The following is a 14431-nucleotide window of genomic DNA, read 5'->3' on the forward strand; positions in this document are numbered from 1 at the left end:
TAAGGCAAGTGGCCTCCACACATTTGGTTACAGTAAAGTGTCTTGATGTTTTTTTACTTAGCATTGAGCTTTGCTAAAATTTGATGTTTTATGAAAGGTAATTATTGAAAATTCTAAGGGTGATGAATAGCAAATAGACACCGTTTGGGCACCGATGGTTATTTTGCTGTTCTGAGGCATAATAAATGGAGGTGAAGAAGAATAGGATATGCTGAACCTTAGATGTTAAAAATTGTTATGTTTAGCAAACTCAAGACGAAAAAAAACCGCAACAAGTGCGGTTTTTTATATGTGGTCGGTGATAGAGGATTCGAACCTCTGACCCCCTGGTCCCAAACCAGGTGCGCTACCAAGCTGCGCTAATCACCGAAATTGTTAAATCATTATAGTCTTGGGGATTGAAAATAACTATTTGATTTATAAGTTTAAATGGTGCGTAAGTAGAGGCTATAGCTCTTACAGCTTGCGCTTACCTTAAGAATAGCTGAACCTAAATCCAGGTTTCAATTTTAACTTTTTTAGTTTAAATGGTGCGGAAGGAGAGACTTGAACTCTCACACCTTACGATACTAGAACCTAAATCTAGCGCGTCTACCAATTCCGCCACTTCCGCAACTATTTAAACTTTTTACTGCTTTTACATCTAAAAGATGGGGCGAATGACGGGGATTGAACCCGCGACAACCGGAATCACAATCCGGGGCTCTACCAACTGAGCTACATCCGCCACTAAACTTTTAAATATGGTACGCCCTACAGGATTCGAACCTGTGGCCTACGGCTTAGAAGGCCGTTGCTCTATCCAGCTGAGCTAAGGGCGCATAGCTGGTTTCTGAAACATGTTTAATAACATATTTTAAAATCTGGTCGGTGATAGAGGATTCGAACCTCTGACCCCCTGGTCCCAAACCAGGTGCGCTACCAAGCTGCGCTAATCACCGAAAGTTGTTAGGCTTAAGCCCTGTCAACGAGGCGAGATATTACTGAGTTGCGTGCGCCTCGTCAAATATTATTTACTATTATTGTGCTGAACGAACAATTAATAAACGTATTCATCTACGAACGGTTAATTGTTCATCTGCTTAGCGTTGTTTACGTTTTTTCGCTTTAGCACGGCGTATGGCTGCAGGGGTATTTTCTGCCTTTTTACGGGCAATCATTTGGTTATGCTCCTGTGTTGCTTTGTAGCGACTTTTCTTAAGTGGTTTTTCTGTCCCTTTAGCATCTACATCAAATGGGTCATTTATCTCATAGCCAGGGTAGATGATACGTTCAAACTGACGACCAATGAGTGTTTCGATATTATCTAAGAATTGCTCATCTTTAGGGCTAACGAGTGAAACTGCCATGCCTGTTTTTCCTGCGCGACCTGTACGTCCGATTCGGTGAACGTAATCTTCTGCAAGAAAGGGAAGGTGGAAGTTAACCACATAGGGAAGGTCTGGAATATCTAAGCCTCGAGCCGCTACATCCGTCGCCACTAAAACGCGCACGCTACCTTGAGCAAATTGTTCTATCGCTTTATTACGTGCACCTTGGGTTTTATCTCCATGGCAAAGGGCTGCTTTTATACCATCTAGCTTTAACTCTTTAGCGAGTAAATTAGCGCTCTCTTTGGTACCGGCAAATACCAGTACTTGTTTCCAATTTTTAACGCCGATTAGTTCTGATAAAAGCTCTCGTTTACGCGCTTCTGATACCCAGTAAACTTGCTGCTTTACTTTGCCTGATGTTGAATTAGAAGGTGATACTTCAATCGTTTTAGGCGTATGTAGCAATTGGTTTGCTAAGGTTTTAACTTTTGCTGAGAAGGTTGCAGAGAACATGACGGTTTGGTGTTTCTGTTTCATCACTTCGAGTAACTGTTGAATATCAGTTAAAAAGCCCATATCGAGCATGCGATCAGCTTCATCAAGTACTAAATGTTTAATATGCGTCAGGTTTACGTGGCGAGCATTGAGGTGCTCAAGTAAGCGCCCCGGTGTTGCAATGAGAATATCGACACCGTTTTTTAGCATTTTTATTTGCGGATCTGCATTTGCACCACCGGTAACAACGCCGGAGGTGATTGGCATAAATTGGCTGTATTCTTGAATGTTTTTGGCAACTTGCAGTGCCAGTTCACGTGTTGGTGTGAGTATTAATGCTTTAATAGTGTGATTTGTTGCCGCTAAATCATTACTGTTTTTAGCGATTAAATCTAAAATTGGTAAGCTAAATGCCGCGGTTTTACCTGTTCCGGTTTGTGCGCTGGCTAATAGGTCTACACCGGAACGAATCATTGGGATCGCTTGTTGTTGAACGGGGGTTAAGGTTTTATAACCACACGCTTTCACCGCTTTTAATAATTCTGAAGATAAACCAATTGCATCAACACTCATTTATATCACCACTTTATTGCAAAAAATTTTAAAGAACGGGAGTATAACGCACTCACGAATAACAGTTATAACCTTTTTTCTTTGCATCTTTCTGGAAAAGCCCGCTATGGAACTTATCTTTTCATTATTACAGCAACTTAGCGTCTATTTAGTACTCGCATATCTGCTCAGTAAAACGCCATTGTTTATGCCATTAACGATGTTGTCAGGACGTTTATCGCAACGACTTGCTTGTTATGTGATTTTTAGTCTTTTTTGTGTGCTTGGCACCTATTTTGGTTTAGCGATTGAAAACGCCATTGCCAATACGCGCGCGATTGGCGCTGTCATGGGCGGATTATTAGGTGGTCCCGTTGTTGGTTTTGCGGTGGGGTTAACGGGCGGAATACACCGATATTCTATGGGTGGGTTTACCGATGTTGCCTGCGCTATTTCGACGACGGCAGAGGGTTTACTTGGTGGTTTAGTGCACCTTTATTACATGCGCCGTGGATTGGTTGATAAAATCTTTAATCCACTGTTGGCCTTAGTGGTGTTATTGGTGGCCGAGGTGATGCAAATGTCGATCATTCTGGCAGTGGCACAACCCTATGAGCAAGCCTTAACGTTAGTCCAGACCATTGCTTTACCGATGATTATTGCAAACTCATTAGGCGCAGCACTGTTTATGAGTATTATTCAGGACAGGAAAACGATTTATGAAAAGTATTCCGCTTCTTTTTCTAGTAAGGCGATGCGCATTGCTGAACGCACGGTGGGTATTTTAAGCAGTGGTTTTAACCGTGAAAATACTCAAAAAGTCGTGCAGATAATTTATGAAGAAACGGGCGTTGGGGCGGTGTCTATTACCGACCGTGATCAAATCATGGCTTTTAAAGGCATCGGGGCCGATCATCATCTACCCGGTACCACAATTTCTTCTAAACATACCAAACAAGCGATAGAAAATGCAGAGATTATTTTTGCTGATGGTTATGAGGTCGCTTATCAATGTTCTTTAAGTCCTCACTGTAAATTGGGGGCCGCCCTGATTATTCCCTTACTGGGTAGCGAAAATCAAGTATTAGGCACAATTAAACTGTATGAGCCGAAGCAAAAGTTGTTTTCATCTCTTAATCGCAGTTTAGGGGAGGGGCTTGCAAAATTACTTTCTAATCAAATTTTAAACAGCCGTTACCTTGAACAACAAACTTTACTCAGTCAGGCCGAACTGCGTTTGTTACAGGCGCAGGTTAACCCGCATTTTTTATTTAATGCATTGAATACGATCAGTGCGGTGATCCGTCAAGATCCTGATAAAGCGAGACAGCTAATCCAACACTTATCGCAATTTTTTCGCCGTAATTTAAAACATAATATTGAAACGGTGACACTTGAAGATGAGTTAAAGCACATTCACGCATATCTTGAAATTGAGTTAGCACGTTTTTCCGATAGGTTAACGGTAAACCTGAATATTGACACGCCACTATTGATGCAATGGGTACCCACATTTACCTTGCAACCTTTAGTGGAAAATGCGATTAAACATGGTACATCAACCTTACTTGAAGATGGCATTATTGATGTAGTAGGTTACCGCGAAGACGATATTGTGGTGCTAAAGGTTATCGATAATGCGGGCACCTATTGTTTAAGCGAAAAAGAGTTACAGGCAGGCTTAGGTTTACAAATAGTCGATAAACGTATTAAAAATCGCTTTGGTGAGCAGTATGGTTTGACGCTTTCTTGCGAAGCAAACCGCTCAACCTGTGCACAAATTCGCTTCCCGTATCATGAGGATAAATAATGAACTTAACCGCGATTGTCATTGATGATGAACAGTATGCTCGTGATGAGTTAATGGCGCTATTAGATGAACAAAATGAAATAGAAATAGAGGTTGTCGCGACCTGTCAAAATGCGATTGAGGGGCTTAAACAAGTCAATAAACTAAAACCAGATCTCATTTTCTTAGATATTCAGATGCCCCAAATCAACGGCATTGAGATGCTAAGTATGTTAGACCAAGATACCTTACCAAAAGTTATTTTTGTCACCGCCTACGATGAGTATGCTCTGCAGGCTTTTGAAGATAACGCCTTTGATTATATATTAAAGCCAATTGAACCTTGTCGCTTAAAGAAAACCTTAAAGCGCGTTAAAGGCGCGACACAAATGGCGGATTATCAGCCACTAACCAGCGAGCCATTATCATTGATCCCCTGTGCAGGTTTTAATCGTTATCTGTTACTTAAACCCTGTGAAATAGAAGTTGCCTACAGTGATCAATCTGGTGTGCATATTATCTGTGATAAAGCGGATAACAGTGCACATAAAAGTTGTACGTTAAGCTTAAAAGTATTAGAAGAGAAAACCGAATTATTGCGTTGTCACCGTCAGTATTTGATCCACCCTGATGCTATTCGGGAAATTCGTATGCTTGATAATTCATTAGCTGAAATTATTACCAATAGTGGGGCAGTTGCACCTGTGAGCCGTCGCTACTTAAAAATACTCAAAGAGCGTTTTCAATTAAGTTGAATACATTGTAAAACCACTTAATCAGAAATTAAAACCATTTAAGTTAATATATGACCACTCGCTTAATCGATGCATGACATTAGCCTAACTATCGTTGAAAGTGCAGGCTAACTATTTTAACTTGAAGGATTAAGCATATGTTGTGGTTTCTATTTTGTATTGCACTGTTACTCGGCGGTTACTTTTTTTATGGCGCTTTTATCGAAAAAGTGTTTGGCATAAAAACAGAAAGAACGACACCCGCGTTTAGTAAAACCGATGGCGTTGATTATGTACCAATGTCGAAAAGCAAGGTGTACTTAGTACAACTACTCAACATTGCTGGTGTTGGCCCGATTTTTGGTCCAATCATGGGGGCACTATACGGTCCTGCAGCCATGTTATGGATCGTACTGGGCTGTATTTTTGCCGGCGCTGTGCATGATTATTTCTCAGGCATGTTATCGATTCGCAATGGCGGGGCATCCGTGCCGAGCATTACCGGTAAATATTTAGGTAATGGTGCAAAGCACTTTATGAACATTTTTGCTTTGGTATTACTTCTTTTAGTTGGGGTGGTATTTGTTTCTGCACCAGCAGGCATGATCACCAATTTAGTGAATCAACAAACTGATTTAGCAATGCCAATGTTAACCATGGTGGCGATTATCTTTGGTTATTATGTTATCGCAACGATTGTGCCTATCGATAAAATTATTGGTCGCTTTTATCCTTTTTTTGGGGCGCTGTTAGTGTTTATGTCTGTAGGGTTAATTGTTGCGATGGGCTTTTCAAGTGATCACTCTTTATTAGGTGATTATGAGATGAGCATGATGTTTACTAACATGAACCCTAATGATCTTCCACTTTGGCCTGCATTATTTATTACTATCGCCTGTGGTGCTATTTCTGGTTTCCATGCGACACAATCGCCACTCATGGCTCGTTGTTTAGAAAATGAAAGTAATGGTCGTTTTGTTTTTTACGGTGCGATGATTGGTGAAGGTGTGATTGCCCTTATTTGGTGCGCACTTGCACTTTCATTCTTTGGCAGTGTTGAATCGTTATCTGCCGCTGTTAGCGCGGGTGGTCCGGGCGCTGTTGTATACGATACCTCAATTGGTTTATTAGGTGTATTTGGCGGTATTGTTGCTTTTTTAGGTGTGGTTATTCTACCAATTACCTCTGGTGATACTGCGTTCCGTTCAAGTCGTTTGATCATGGCTGAATACTTTAATATGCCTCAAAAGTCGATTCGTAATCGTTTATTCATGGCATTACCCCTGTTTGTTTTGGGGGCGATTTTAACGCAGGTAGATTTTGGTATTATTTGGCGCTACTTTGGTTTTGCAAATCAAACGACTGCAGTAATGATGTTATGGACCGCTTCAGCTTACCTATTACGCCATAATAAATTGCACTGGGTTGCGACTGTACCTGCCATGTTTATGACCACGGTGGTGATCACCTTTATTCTAAATAGCAGCTCATTAGGATTTGGAATGGGGATTAATATTGCAACTACATTAGGTATCATTGCGACACTGATGATCACAACTTACGTGATTAAAATTTCTAAAGGTAAGCACATTGAAGATGAACCTGTGACTGAGCCTATACCTTTGACTGAAAAATCTGCAGAGGGTTAAGCTTGATATCGATTTGCGACAATAATTAGTCGTAAAATATCACAGCAGATTCTATACAAAACCGCCACTTAGCAATAAGTGACGGTTTTTGTTTATTAGGCTAAATGTTTTTCAAGTACCTTTTATTTTAAACTCGCATTTTACAACGAATTGTACGATAATTATGCAATAGTATTTTAATTAAGGAGAGAAGCATGGATATTAATGGGAGCGTGGCTGTAAATCCGCAATCAGCAGCAACATTACGCAATGATCCAAATGCATCCACCGTTGTGCAACAATCATCGCAATTACAAAAAAATACCCAAAGTGTAGATAAAGTAACCACTGAGCAACCAGTGCAACAGGCAAAGGCTTTAACAGAAGATACTGTCAATGCACGTGTTTCTGAATATCAAAATCTATCATCAGATAACCAAGTTACTGCCGATGAAGCTGTCGGAAGTTTAGTTGATGTAAGGGTGTAGTCGGTTGAGCTATGAACATTTCGTCGGCTCAACAACTTGCGACACAGATACATACTCCACTAAATGTTGGTGGAGAAAGCGCAACTAAAACTTCAGTTTCCACCGGCATTGAGCGTAATACTTCAATCAATGCTGACATTTCATCTGATAGCATTTCATCGGATAACATATCATCGGATAACATATCATCGGATAACATATCAACAACTCCTACTGTTACATCAGATGTTAATCCGACCTATGAACGTCCTCAAATCCCAGCTTTAAATGACGAAGCAAAACAACAGGATAGTCAACCCTCTGAAGATGATGAAGAGGGTAATGCGCCTGTCAGCGATACTGATATATCGGACCCTCAAGCCAAACAAAAAGGTGAAATTTATACCGAGGCTGAGCTAAAGCTAATCGATTCACTGCAACAGCGAGATACAGAGGTGATTGCCCATGAACGGGCGCATGCTGCTGTAGGCGGGCAACACACTGGAACACCCAGTTATAGTTATAAAACTGGGCCTGATGGGGTTAAATATGCAGTATCAGGGGAAGTTTCTATCGATACCTCACCTGTTCCGGGCGATCCGCAGGCAACCTTGCAAAAAGCGCAACAGATTAAAGCTGCTGCACTTGCTCCGGCTGAGCCTTCTGCCCAGGATAGAAAGGTCGCTGCCAAAGCGATGCAAATGGCCAGCGAAGCTCGTAGTGAAATAGTTGCGAATAATCAGGGCGATGAAGATAAAAGCCGAAGCACTGCTTCCTATTCTAACGGCAATATTCCAGAGCGCTTTAGCGAACAGCAACACTTATCTATCAATAACAATGATATTGATGAGCTAAAGATGAACAAACGTAACTTTCATATCAACGATGTTTACCAAAGTAGCTCGCAGGTAAACGCTGACTCTCGTTTAAATATACTTGTCTGACATTCTCGTTCACAAAAGTAAAAAAACTCTACTCTAGGGGGGATCTTTGCCGTTTAAATTTTGTTCAATACTAGGTGTTTTGAGCAAGACCGGGGGAATGAGGCTTAGTCATTCTAAGCGAATTTCGTTTTCTATTACGTACTGTTTGACGTAGTCAAATAGAGCAAGCTAAGAGGATGTCGTTTTGAACCCGAAGGGCAACATTTGTTGACAATTTCCACTGCGTTTTCGCCTATTATGTGGAATACCTTACTGTATCTTAAAAAGCCTCGCTATCTCATTCCACATACTCTAATACTTCCATCAAGTAGCATTGCGATTAAATAAACTTACCTGTCCTTTTAAGATTATCTTGACTTTTATTCTGTGTTTATCAATATTACTTACATTGTATTAATGTCTACTATGTATCAATTTAATTGATGGTTGAAAATGTCGTTTTATTGTCGATAAAACGTCCTTAAGCGAGTATTGAATGAAATATACCTTAAAACAGCTTGCTGTTTTTGATGCGGTTGCTAGCCAAGAGAGCGTCAGTGCAGCTGCTCGTAAATTGTCGATGACTCAGTCTGCGGTGAGCATGTCATTATCACAATTTGAAAACTTGATGGATAGACCACTGTTTATTCGTCAAGGAAACCGATTGACATTGAGTCATTGGGGAAGGTGGTTGCGCCCCAAGGCGAAACGTTTATTACAGGATGCACAGCAAATTGAATTAGGTCTGCATGATCAACAAGCAATTAGTGGCTCTTTTCCTCTTTCAGTAAGTCAAACTTTTGCTGAGCATTTACTGCCTTCACTTATCAGTAAAATTGATACAGACTTCCCTGAATTACGTATTGAATTGACGGTAGAAAATACAGAACACGTAGTAAATGGTGTTATTAATCATCATTATGAGATGGGAATTATCGAAGGGCGTAATGACGATAGCCGAGTACACCAAGAAAACTTATTAGAAGATCACTTAGTGATTATCAGTAGTGCTTTTCACTCCTACGCTAAACATAAAAAGGTTAATCTTGCACAATTAGAGCAAGCGCAATGGATATTACGTGAACAGGGCGCCGGCACTCGCCGAATCTTTGATGGTGCTGTGCATGGCTTGATTGAAAATGTTGATGTATATAAAGAATATCAAAGTGTTGGTGTGATAAAAGAGTTAGTAAAAAATGGGACTTATCTTGGATGCTTACCCTACTTAGATGTTGTGAGCGAAGTAAAAAAAGGGACACTAGTGATTTTGCCTACACCTGAGCTTAATATGTCTCGTAGCTTAGCATTTATTTGGCGTAAAGATGCAGGTGAAAACCCATTACGTGAATGTATTATTGCCGAAGCAAAACGCTTGATCCGATTGTATAAAAAAAGGCAAAACCTATAGTTGGTTTTGCCTTAATATGTTGTTGCTAGTGGTCTTTGCCATTTTGTAACAGGACGCAATATTAAGCTCTGTTGCGATGGCTTATTAATTAAGCATTGTTTTATGCCGCTTGTTTATCAGTATTATCTTCTGGTTGATATTGTTTAACCATTAATTTGGTCAATGCTTTACGTGAAATAAGGCCACAATATTTCCCGTTATGTACAACGGGATAGATACTTGGATGCTGTGCACTTGCCAATTTTAGGCGTTGCTCATAACTTTGGTATTGTGAGCTGATCATCATGCCTGATGAATTAACTGGAAATAGCTTTTCTTTATCTACTACCATAAATTCAAGTAAAGTCGTGATTGGCTGCATTATATCTACAGTAAGAATTTCAGTCTGCATAACATCTTTAAGTTGATAGTTTAACTCTGAAGAATACTCTTCTGACCATAGTAAGCGTAATATATCTTGCTCAGAAACAAAGCCTATAAGTTGGTCTTTTTCATCGACTACCGGAGCTGCACTAAGTGACTGCTCACTTAAAAGTGCTAAGGCTTGGTATATACAATGGTCAGCAGTGAAGTGTAACGTGTCTGATTGCATAACGTCATTAACAGTAAGTTGGTTTAATTTGTTTCTCATAATAGTGTTTCCTTGTGTAATTTTATTTGGTAGCGATAAGCTTGTCTTTTGAGTATGTGTTGTGTGTTGAACTGTCGATTTTGGTTTATTGGCGTAGGCTAGAGCAATCAATGATGCGCCCCCGACGATGTTGCCAATCGTGACTGGTATTAAATTGTTTACAATAAAATGCGTCCATGTGAGATCTGCGAATGCATTGGCACTGAAGCCATGTGCCATGAAGTAACTCTCTGGACTAAACGCGTTAATTGCAATGCCAAGAGGTACCATGAACATGTTTGCGACACTGTGCTCAAAGCCACTGCTCACAAACATTGCCACAGGTAAAATGAGTAAAAGCGCTTTGGTTAATATGTCTTTACTGCTAAACGTCATCCAAATACCCAGACAAACTAGCAAGTTACATAACACGCCTAATGCAAATGCCTGGCCCCAACTATGGTGTAATTTATGTTGTGCAATCTGCATTGCATTAATTCCCCATGCACCTCCATTTAAAAGCTGCATCTTAGCAAGCAAAACCAAGCCAAGAATTAACATCGCACCGATTAAATTACCGAGATATACTCGCCCCCAGCAACTGATTAGTGCTCTAGTTGAGAAAAGTCCTTGTGTCCAAGCAACACTACTAAGCACAGTACTGGTAAATAGCTCTCCGCCACAAATGACGACTAATACCAGCCCTAAGCTAAACGCTAACCCTCCTGCCAGTTTCATGATGCCCCATGGCGCATCTCCTGCACCTGTGGTAACCGTGGTATAGAATACGAAAGCGATTGCGATAAAAGCGCCTGCAAAGATGGCTAAGATTAATGAGTTTGCAAAAGCCTTTTGTTGCTTTGCAACGCCATAGTCTTTAACTGTTTCAAAAACATTAGTTGAACGCGTCATGTTTTGTTCATTTTCCATCGAATGTTGGGTTTTAACTGAATAAAGTGAATTAGTGTGCATAATGCTTTACGTGAATATTCACGTTCTCCGTAAAGTAAATAGGGTAAGTGGTTGTATTCATATTTTTCTCCTTTGATAAACAGTGCGTTATTGGTAACGCCAAATAACAATAGCGATAAAATATGGTTAATAATATTTGATACTTTTTAATCTTTTTTTCAATTTAATTGATGATTTATGGGGGGGGATCGCGTTAGGGAACTTTTGATCTAATAATTTAATGAATTTACCGCGCTTTATTAAATGCTGTTGTATATTTAAATAAAAAAGGAGTAAACGCTTAGTGTCTGTAGAGAATTTTCCTGATAGAAAAAAAATGACTGTTATTTTTCGTATGGAGCCGGGCTCATTAGGGCCTGATGGTGCACAATATATCAATGAATTTTGCGAGTTTGCGCAAATGCAGTTACAAGCTTGTGCTCCAATATATATTCGTTGGGCGATTGTTCCTCGTCTTGATAAATCTTTAGCTGAAATGGAGTTTCAAGTTGCTAATAAAAAATTAGCTGCCGCTAAGGCATCACAATACCTTGCTGTATTTGATGAGAATTTAAACCATTTCGAAGAACAACTTGAAGATAATTTAGAAGCAATCATCAATCAATATTTTGGTCGATGATTGGTGTTTATTAGGTGGGTAATATGATTAAAAAAATCACCGTCAGTCAATTAAGAAAAGGGATGTATATCAATGACCTTAAATGTGGTTGGTTGAATCATCCTTTCGCCTTAAATAGATTTAAACTTGAAAATGAATCTGACATTAGAAAAATAATTGCGGCAGGTGTAAAAACAATTGAGATAGATACTAACAAAGGTTTTGATATCCTTGAGCTTAAGGAAGAAAAGCGCCAAAAAGAAAACAGTGGTTTAAGAAAAGTTGTTGATCAGCTTGATGAAAGTAAACCTGTAAAAGTGACGGCTATTGAGGAGATGGGCAAGGCTAAGGTCGCTTTTGCAATGGCCGGTGAATTCATTACAGATATGATGGAAAATGTAAAAATGGGCCAGCATATTGAGCTTGAACAGGTTAACCCTGTCATTAATAAGTTGAGCCAATCTATATTACGTAATCCAAATGCACTACTGGGGCTTTCACGTATTCGAACAATGGATGTATATACATTTGAACACTCGGTGAGTTTTTCAGTACTAATGATGGCTTTTGCTAAAAGTATGGGGCTTTCTGAACAAATAATTTGCGAAGTAGGTATTGGTGGGTTGTTGCATGATATTGGTAAAACCTTAACGCCTGATGAAATTTTGAATAAGCCCGGAAAACTGACGCCTGAAGAGTTTGTTATCATGAAAGAACATGTGGTGCATAGTCGTAAAATCCTTGAAAAAACGGAAGGTCTTTCACAAATATCGATGGATATTGCCGCTCAACACCATGAAAAATACGATGGAAATGGTTACCCATTAGGTTTAAAAGGCGATGAAATTAGCCGTTATGGTCAAATGTCTGCGATTGTAGATGTTTATGACGCCTTAACCGCAGATCGTTGCTATCACACAGGTAAAGAACCTTCTGAAGTACTAAAGTTATTGGTAAAATGGAGTGGCGCGCATTTTAATCCTAGTTTAGTCAGGGAGTTTATTCAATCGGTAGGTATATACCCTGCAGGTAGTTTAGTCATGCTAAACAATCATCATTTAGCTAAGGTCGTAGATATCAACGAAAATATGTTGAAACCTATTGTTGAGGTTTTCCTTAATGCTAAAACAAGAAGTTATATTCCTCGTAAATTAGTTGATTTAGCAAAACTTGAATCAATAAAAATATTAAAAGTTGAATCCTACGAAAAATGGAATGTACAGATGGATTGATCTGTGCATCTTTCTCTCAGTGTTACCCTTTTTATTTAATGCGTTATAGAAAAGTAAATTTCATGTCGTTTAAGCAGAATAAACCACATGAAGTTATTTAAACTATTCTTGTAACGATTTTAAACGTAAGTCTTGTTTTTTGTATTGCTCGATACTCGCACTATAACGAGCTTGATCTAATTTACTCTTTGTAAACACTAAGGCACTACCCATCTCTTGGCTGGCTTCTCTAAATCGTCCTTGAAGCGCTAAGTATTTTGCTTTAGTTGCATGTTCTTTCGCTTTATTTTTCATTTTCTTATAAAGGTCAATTGCCAATTGGTGGGCAAGAATATGCTCTGGATGTACACGAATAAATCTCTCTAGCAATTGTTCAGCTTCGGCGAACTGTTTAGCCGTTTGTAAGGCAACGACTAAATTTAAGGTAAAAACTGAATTTTGAGGTGATTGTTGCTGATAGGGCGCTAGTAATTCAATTGCATCGTCTACCTTATTTAATGCGAGTAAAGTATCGGTAATGAAGTCGATATAAAATAGGTTATTAGGACTACTTTGAAATAATTGTACGGCTAATTCATGCGCTTGTTCATAATCTTTATTTTTAAAGTAAGCTAATGCTAACCCATATTCAGCGGCTTCTTTGAGCTGATATCGATTATTTTTTAGCTGACTTTTATACAAGTCGATCGCACTTGTTGCGCTAATATTATTAAACCTTACTGTAATACGTGCTTTACTGAGCTGAAAGTTAGCATTGAGTTTTATGCTCTTTTTATCTAATTGACCTGCACGTAATCTCGCTTCTGCCAAACGTGTTTCTGGTAATGGGTGAGTTGAAAGCATCTGAGGTGGCATGGATGCATACTTATATTTCTCAGCGAGTTTTCCAAAGAAATTTGCCATTCCGTAAGGATCATATCCTGCGTTATAAAGGGTCATAATACCGATTCGGTCTGCTTCATATTCGTGCAAGCGGGTATAATTTATTTGCGACTGCATATTGATCGCCATGGTGGTGCTCAAGGCCGCCATACCAGCCGCTGGCGAAACAAGGGCCAGTAATATAGAACCCGCCATGGCGGCTAGAGATGCTGGGTTGCTAATAGATTGCTGCTCTAACATACGCGCAAGGTGGCGTTGTGTAATGTGTGCTACCTCATGCGCAACCACGCCGGCAAGCTCGCTTTCATTGGTTGCGTAAAGAAATAATCCGGTATGAATTTTTACGTTACCGCCAAGGAATGCAGCCGCGTTGATCTCATTATCTTGAATAAGAAAAAAGTCGAAAGGTAATTTTACCGAATCTGCATGTGAAACAATATTTTGCCCTAGGCTTTGAATATATTGGTTTAAAACAGGATCGTGAATAATAGGTAGCGCTTGATTAGCCATTAAACGAAATGCCCATCCATATTCTTTTTCTTTTTCGATAGTCAGTGCTCCCGCACCGACAGTACCGATATCTGGTAATGCATTTGACGCTTTAATGGGGAGAGATAAAAGCGATAAAATAAAGTAAAGCGATATAATGATGGTTTTGTTAAACAAATTTAGGTCTCGTTTGAGAATCAAAAAGATAGCAACCATACTACTCGAAAATAGTTAGTCAGCAAACGGTTGAAAACACATTTTTAAGTTGCAACGCATAACAAAGCACAAACAAGATCCAATTTATAGTAAGAGTTGATTGTCTTATTGGAATACAGGAGT

11 protein-coding genes and 5 tRNA genes are annotated in these 14431 nt (G+C 39.5%); 8 read left to right on the plus strand and 8 right to left on the minus strand.

The genetic code is table 11. The features are described 5' to 3' along the window. Positions 1–292: 292 nt before the first annotated feature. From CW745_RS01485 to CW745_RS01510, 6 genes are all read right to left on the minus strand, one after another. Positions 293–369 (minus strand) — tRNA-Pro (locus CW745_RS01485). Positions 370–528: 159 nt separating this feature from the next. Next, positions 529–613, minus strand: a tRNA-Leu gene (locus CW745_RS01490). A 38-nt stretch (positions 614–651) separates the two neighbouring features. Continuing rightward, positions 652–727 (minus strand) — tRNA-His (locus tag CW745_RS01495). 17 nt (positions 728–744) lie between these two features. Beyond that, positions 745–821, minus strand: a tRNA-Arg gene (locus tag CW745_RS01500). Positions 822–864: 43 nt separating this feature from the next. Further along, a tRNA-Pro gene (locus CW745_RS01505) sits at positions 865–941 on the minus strand. Positions 942–1082: 141 nt separating this feature from the next. Then, positions 1083–2381 (minus strand): DEAD/DEAH box helicase, encoded by a 1299-nt coding sequence (locus CW745_RS01510; RefSeq protein ID WP_101106617.1) that lies wholly within the window; start codon positions 2379–2381, stop codon positions 1083–1085. A gap of 106 nt (positions 2382–2487) precedes the next feature. Here CW745_RS01510 and CW745_RS01515 point away from each other — a divergent pair, with 106 nt between their 5' ends. From CW745_RS01515 to CW745_RS01540, 6 genes are all read left to right on the plus strand, one after another. Further along, complete coding sequence (locus CW745_RS01515; protein WP_101106618.1) at positions 2488–4170, plus strand: sensor histidine kinase; 1683 nt, start codon at positions 2488–2490, stop codon at positions 4168–4170. After that, entirely contained in the window at positions 4170–4904 is a 735-nt protein-coding gene (btsR, locus tag CW745_RS01520) for a two-component system response regulator BtsR (RefSeq protein WP_101106619.1), read from the plus strand. The genes CW745_RS01515 and btsR overlap by 1 nt, the downstream gene beginning before the upstream one ends. A gap of 137 nt (positions 4905–5041) precedes the next feature. Continuing rightward, complete coding sequence (locus CW745_RS01525; protein ID WP_101106620.1) at positions 5042–6532, plus strand: carbon starvation protein A; 1491 nt, start codon at positions 5042–5044, stop codon at positions 6530–6532. A gap of 194 nt (positions 6533–6726) precedes the next feature. After that, positions 6727–6999: a hypothetical protein gene (locus tag CW745_RS01530; RefSeq protein WP_101106621.1), complete on the plus strand. Its 273-nt coding sequence runs from the start codon at positions 6727–6729 to the stop codon at positions 6997–6999. An 11-nt stretch (positions 7000–7010) separates the two neighbouring features. Continuing rightward, a complete protein-coding gene (locus tag CW745_RS01535; protein ID WP_101106622.1) occupies positions 7011–7922 on the plus strand; it encodes a putative metalloprotease CJM1_0395 family protein in 912 nt (303 codons plus the stop codon). Positions 7923–8397: 475 nt separating this feature from the next. Further along, positions 8398–9309, plus strand: coding sequence for a LysR substrate-binding domain-containing protein (locus CW745_RS01540; RefSeq protein WP_101106623.1), 912 nt, complete (start codon positions 8398–8400; stop codon positions 9307–9309). A gap of 100 nt (positions 9310–9409) precedes the next feature. On the opposite strand, the gene focA is transcribed toward CW745_RS01540, so the two are convergent. Further along, positions 9410–10831, minus strand: a complete 1422-nt coding sequence (focA, locus tag CW745_RS01545) for a formate transporter FocA (protein ID WP_238596645.1) — start codon at positions 10829–10831, stop codon at positions 9410–9412. 343 nt (positions 10832–11174) lie between these two features. Here focA and CW745_RS01550 point away from each other — a divergent pair, with 343 nt between their 5' ends. Further along, positions 11175–11510: a hypothetical protein gene (locus CW745_RS01550; RefSeq protein ID WP_238596646.1), complete on the plus strand. Its 336-nt coding sequence runs from the start codon at positions 11175–11177 to the stop codon at positions 11508–11510. A gap of 23 nt (positions 11511–11533) precedes the next feature. Then, complete coding sequence (locus tag CW745_RS01555) at positions 11534–12721, plus strand: HD-GYP domain-containing protein (RefSeq protein ID WP_101106625.1); 1188 nt, start codon at positions 11534–11536, stop codon at positions 12719–12721. 102 nt (positions 12722–12823) lie between these two features. Here the strand turns inward: CW745_RS01555 and CW745_RS01560 are convergent, their stop codons facing one another. Next, positions 12824–14269: a M48 family metalloprotease gene (locus CW745_RS01560; RefSeq protein ID WP_238596647.1), complete on the minus strand. Its 1446-nt coding sequence runs from the start codon at positions 14267–14269 to the stop codon at positions 12824–12826. Positions 14270–14431: the final 162 nt, after the last annotated feature.

This window comes from Psychromonas sp. psych-6C06 (genome assembly GCF_002835465.1).
Taxonomy (GTDB): domain Bacteria; phylum Pseudomonadota; class Gammaproteobacteria; order Enterobacterales; family Psychromonadaceae; genus Psychromonas.

Bases quoted from the DNA above. Each gene is read 5' to 3' on its own strand.
- CW745_RS01510 (WP_101106617.1), bottom strand. From the start codon at position 2,381: ATGAGTGTTGATGCAATTGGTTTATCTTCAGAATTATTAAAAGCGGTG.
- CW745_RS01515 (WP_101106618.1), top strand. From the start codon at position 2,488: ATGGAACTTATCTTTTCATTATTACAGCAACTTAGCGTCTATTTAGTA.
- btsR (WP_101106619.1), top strand. From the start codon at position 4,170: ATGAACTTAACCGCGATTGTCATTGATGATGAACAGTATGCTCGTGAT.
- CW745_RS01525 (WP_101106620.1), top strand. From the start codon at position 5,042: ATGTTGTGGTTTCTATTTTGTATTGCACTGTTACTCGGCGGTTACTTT.
- CW745_RS01530 (WP_101106621.1), top strand. From the start codon at position 6,727: ATGGATATTAATGGGAGCGTGGCTGTAAATCCGCAATCAGCAGCAACA.
- CW745_RS01535 (WP_101106622.1), top strand. From the start codon at position 7,011: ATGAACATTTCGTCGGCTCAACAACTTGCGACACAGATACATACTCCA.
- CW745_RS01540 (WP_101106623.1), top strand. From the start codon at position 8,398: ATGAAATATACCTTAAAACAGCTTGCTGTTTTTGATGCGGTTGCTAGC.
- focA (WP_238596645.1), bottom strand. From the start codon at position 10,831: ATGACGCGTTCAACTAATGTTTTTGAAACAGTTAAAGACTATGGCGTT.
- CW745_RS01555 (WP_101106625.1), top strand. From the start codon at position 11,534: ATGATTAAAAAAATCACCGTCAGTCAATTAAGAAAAGGGATGTATATC.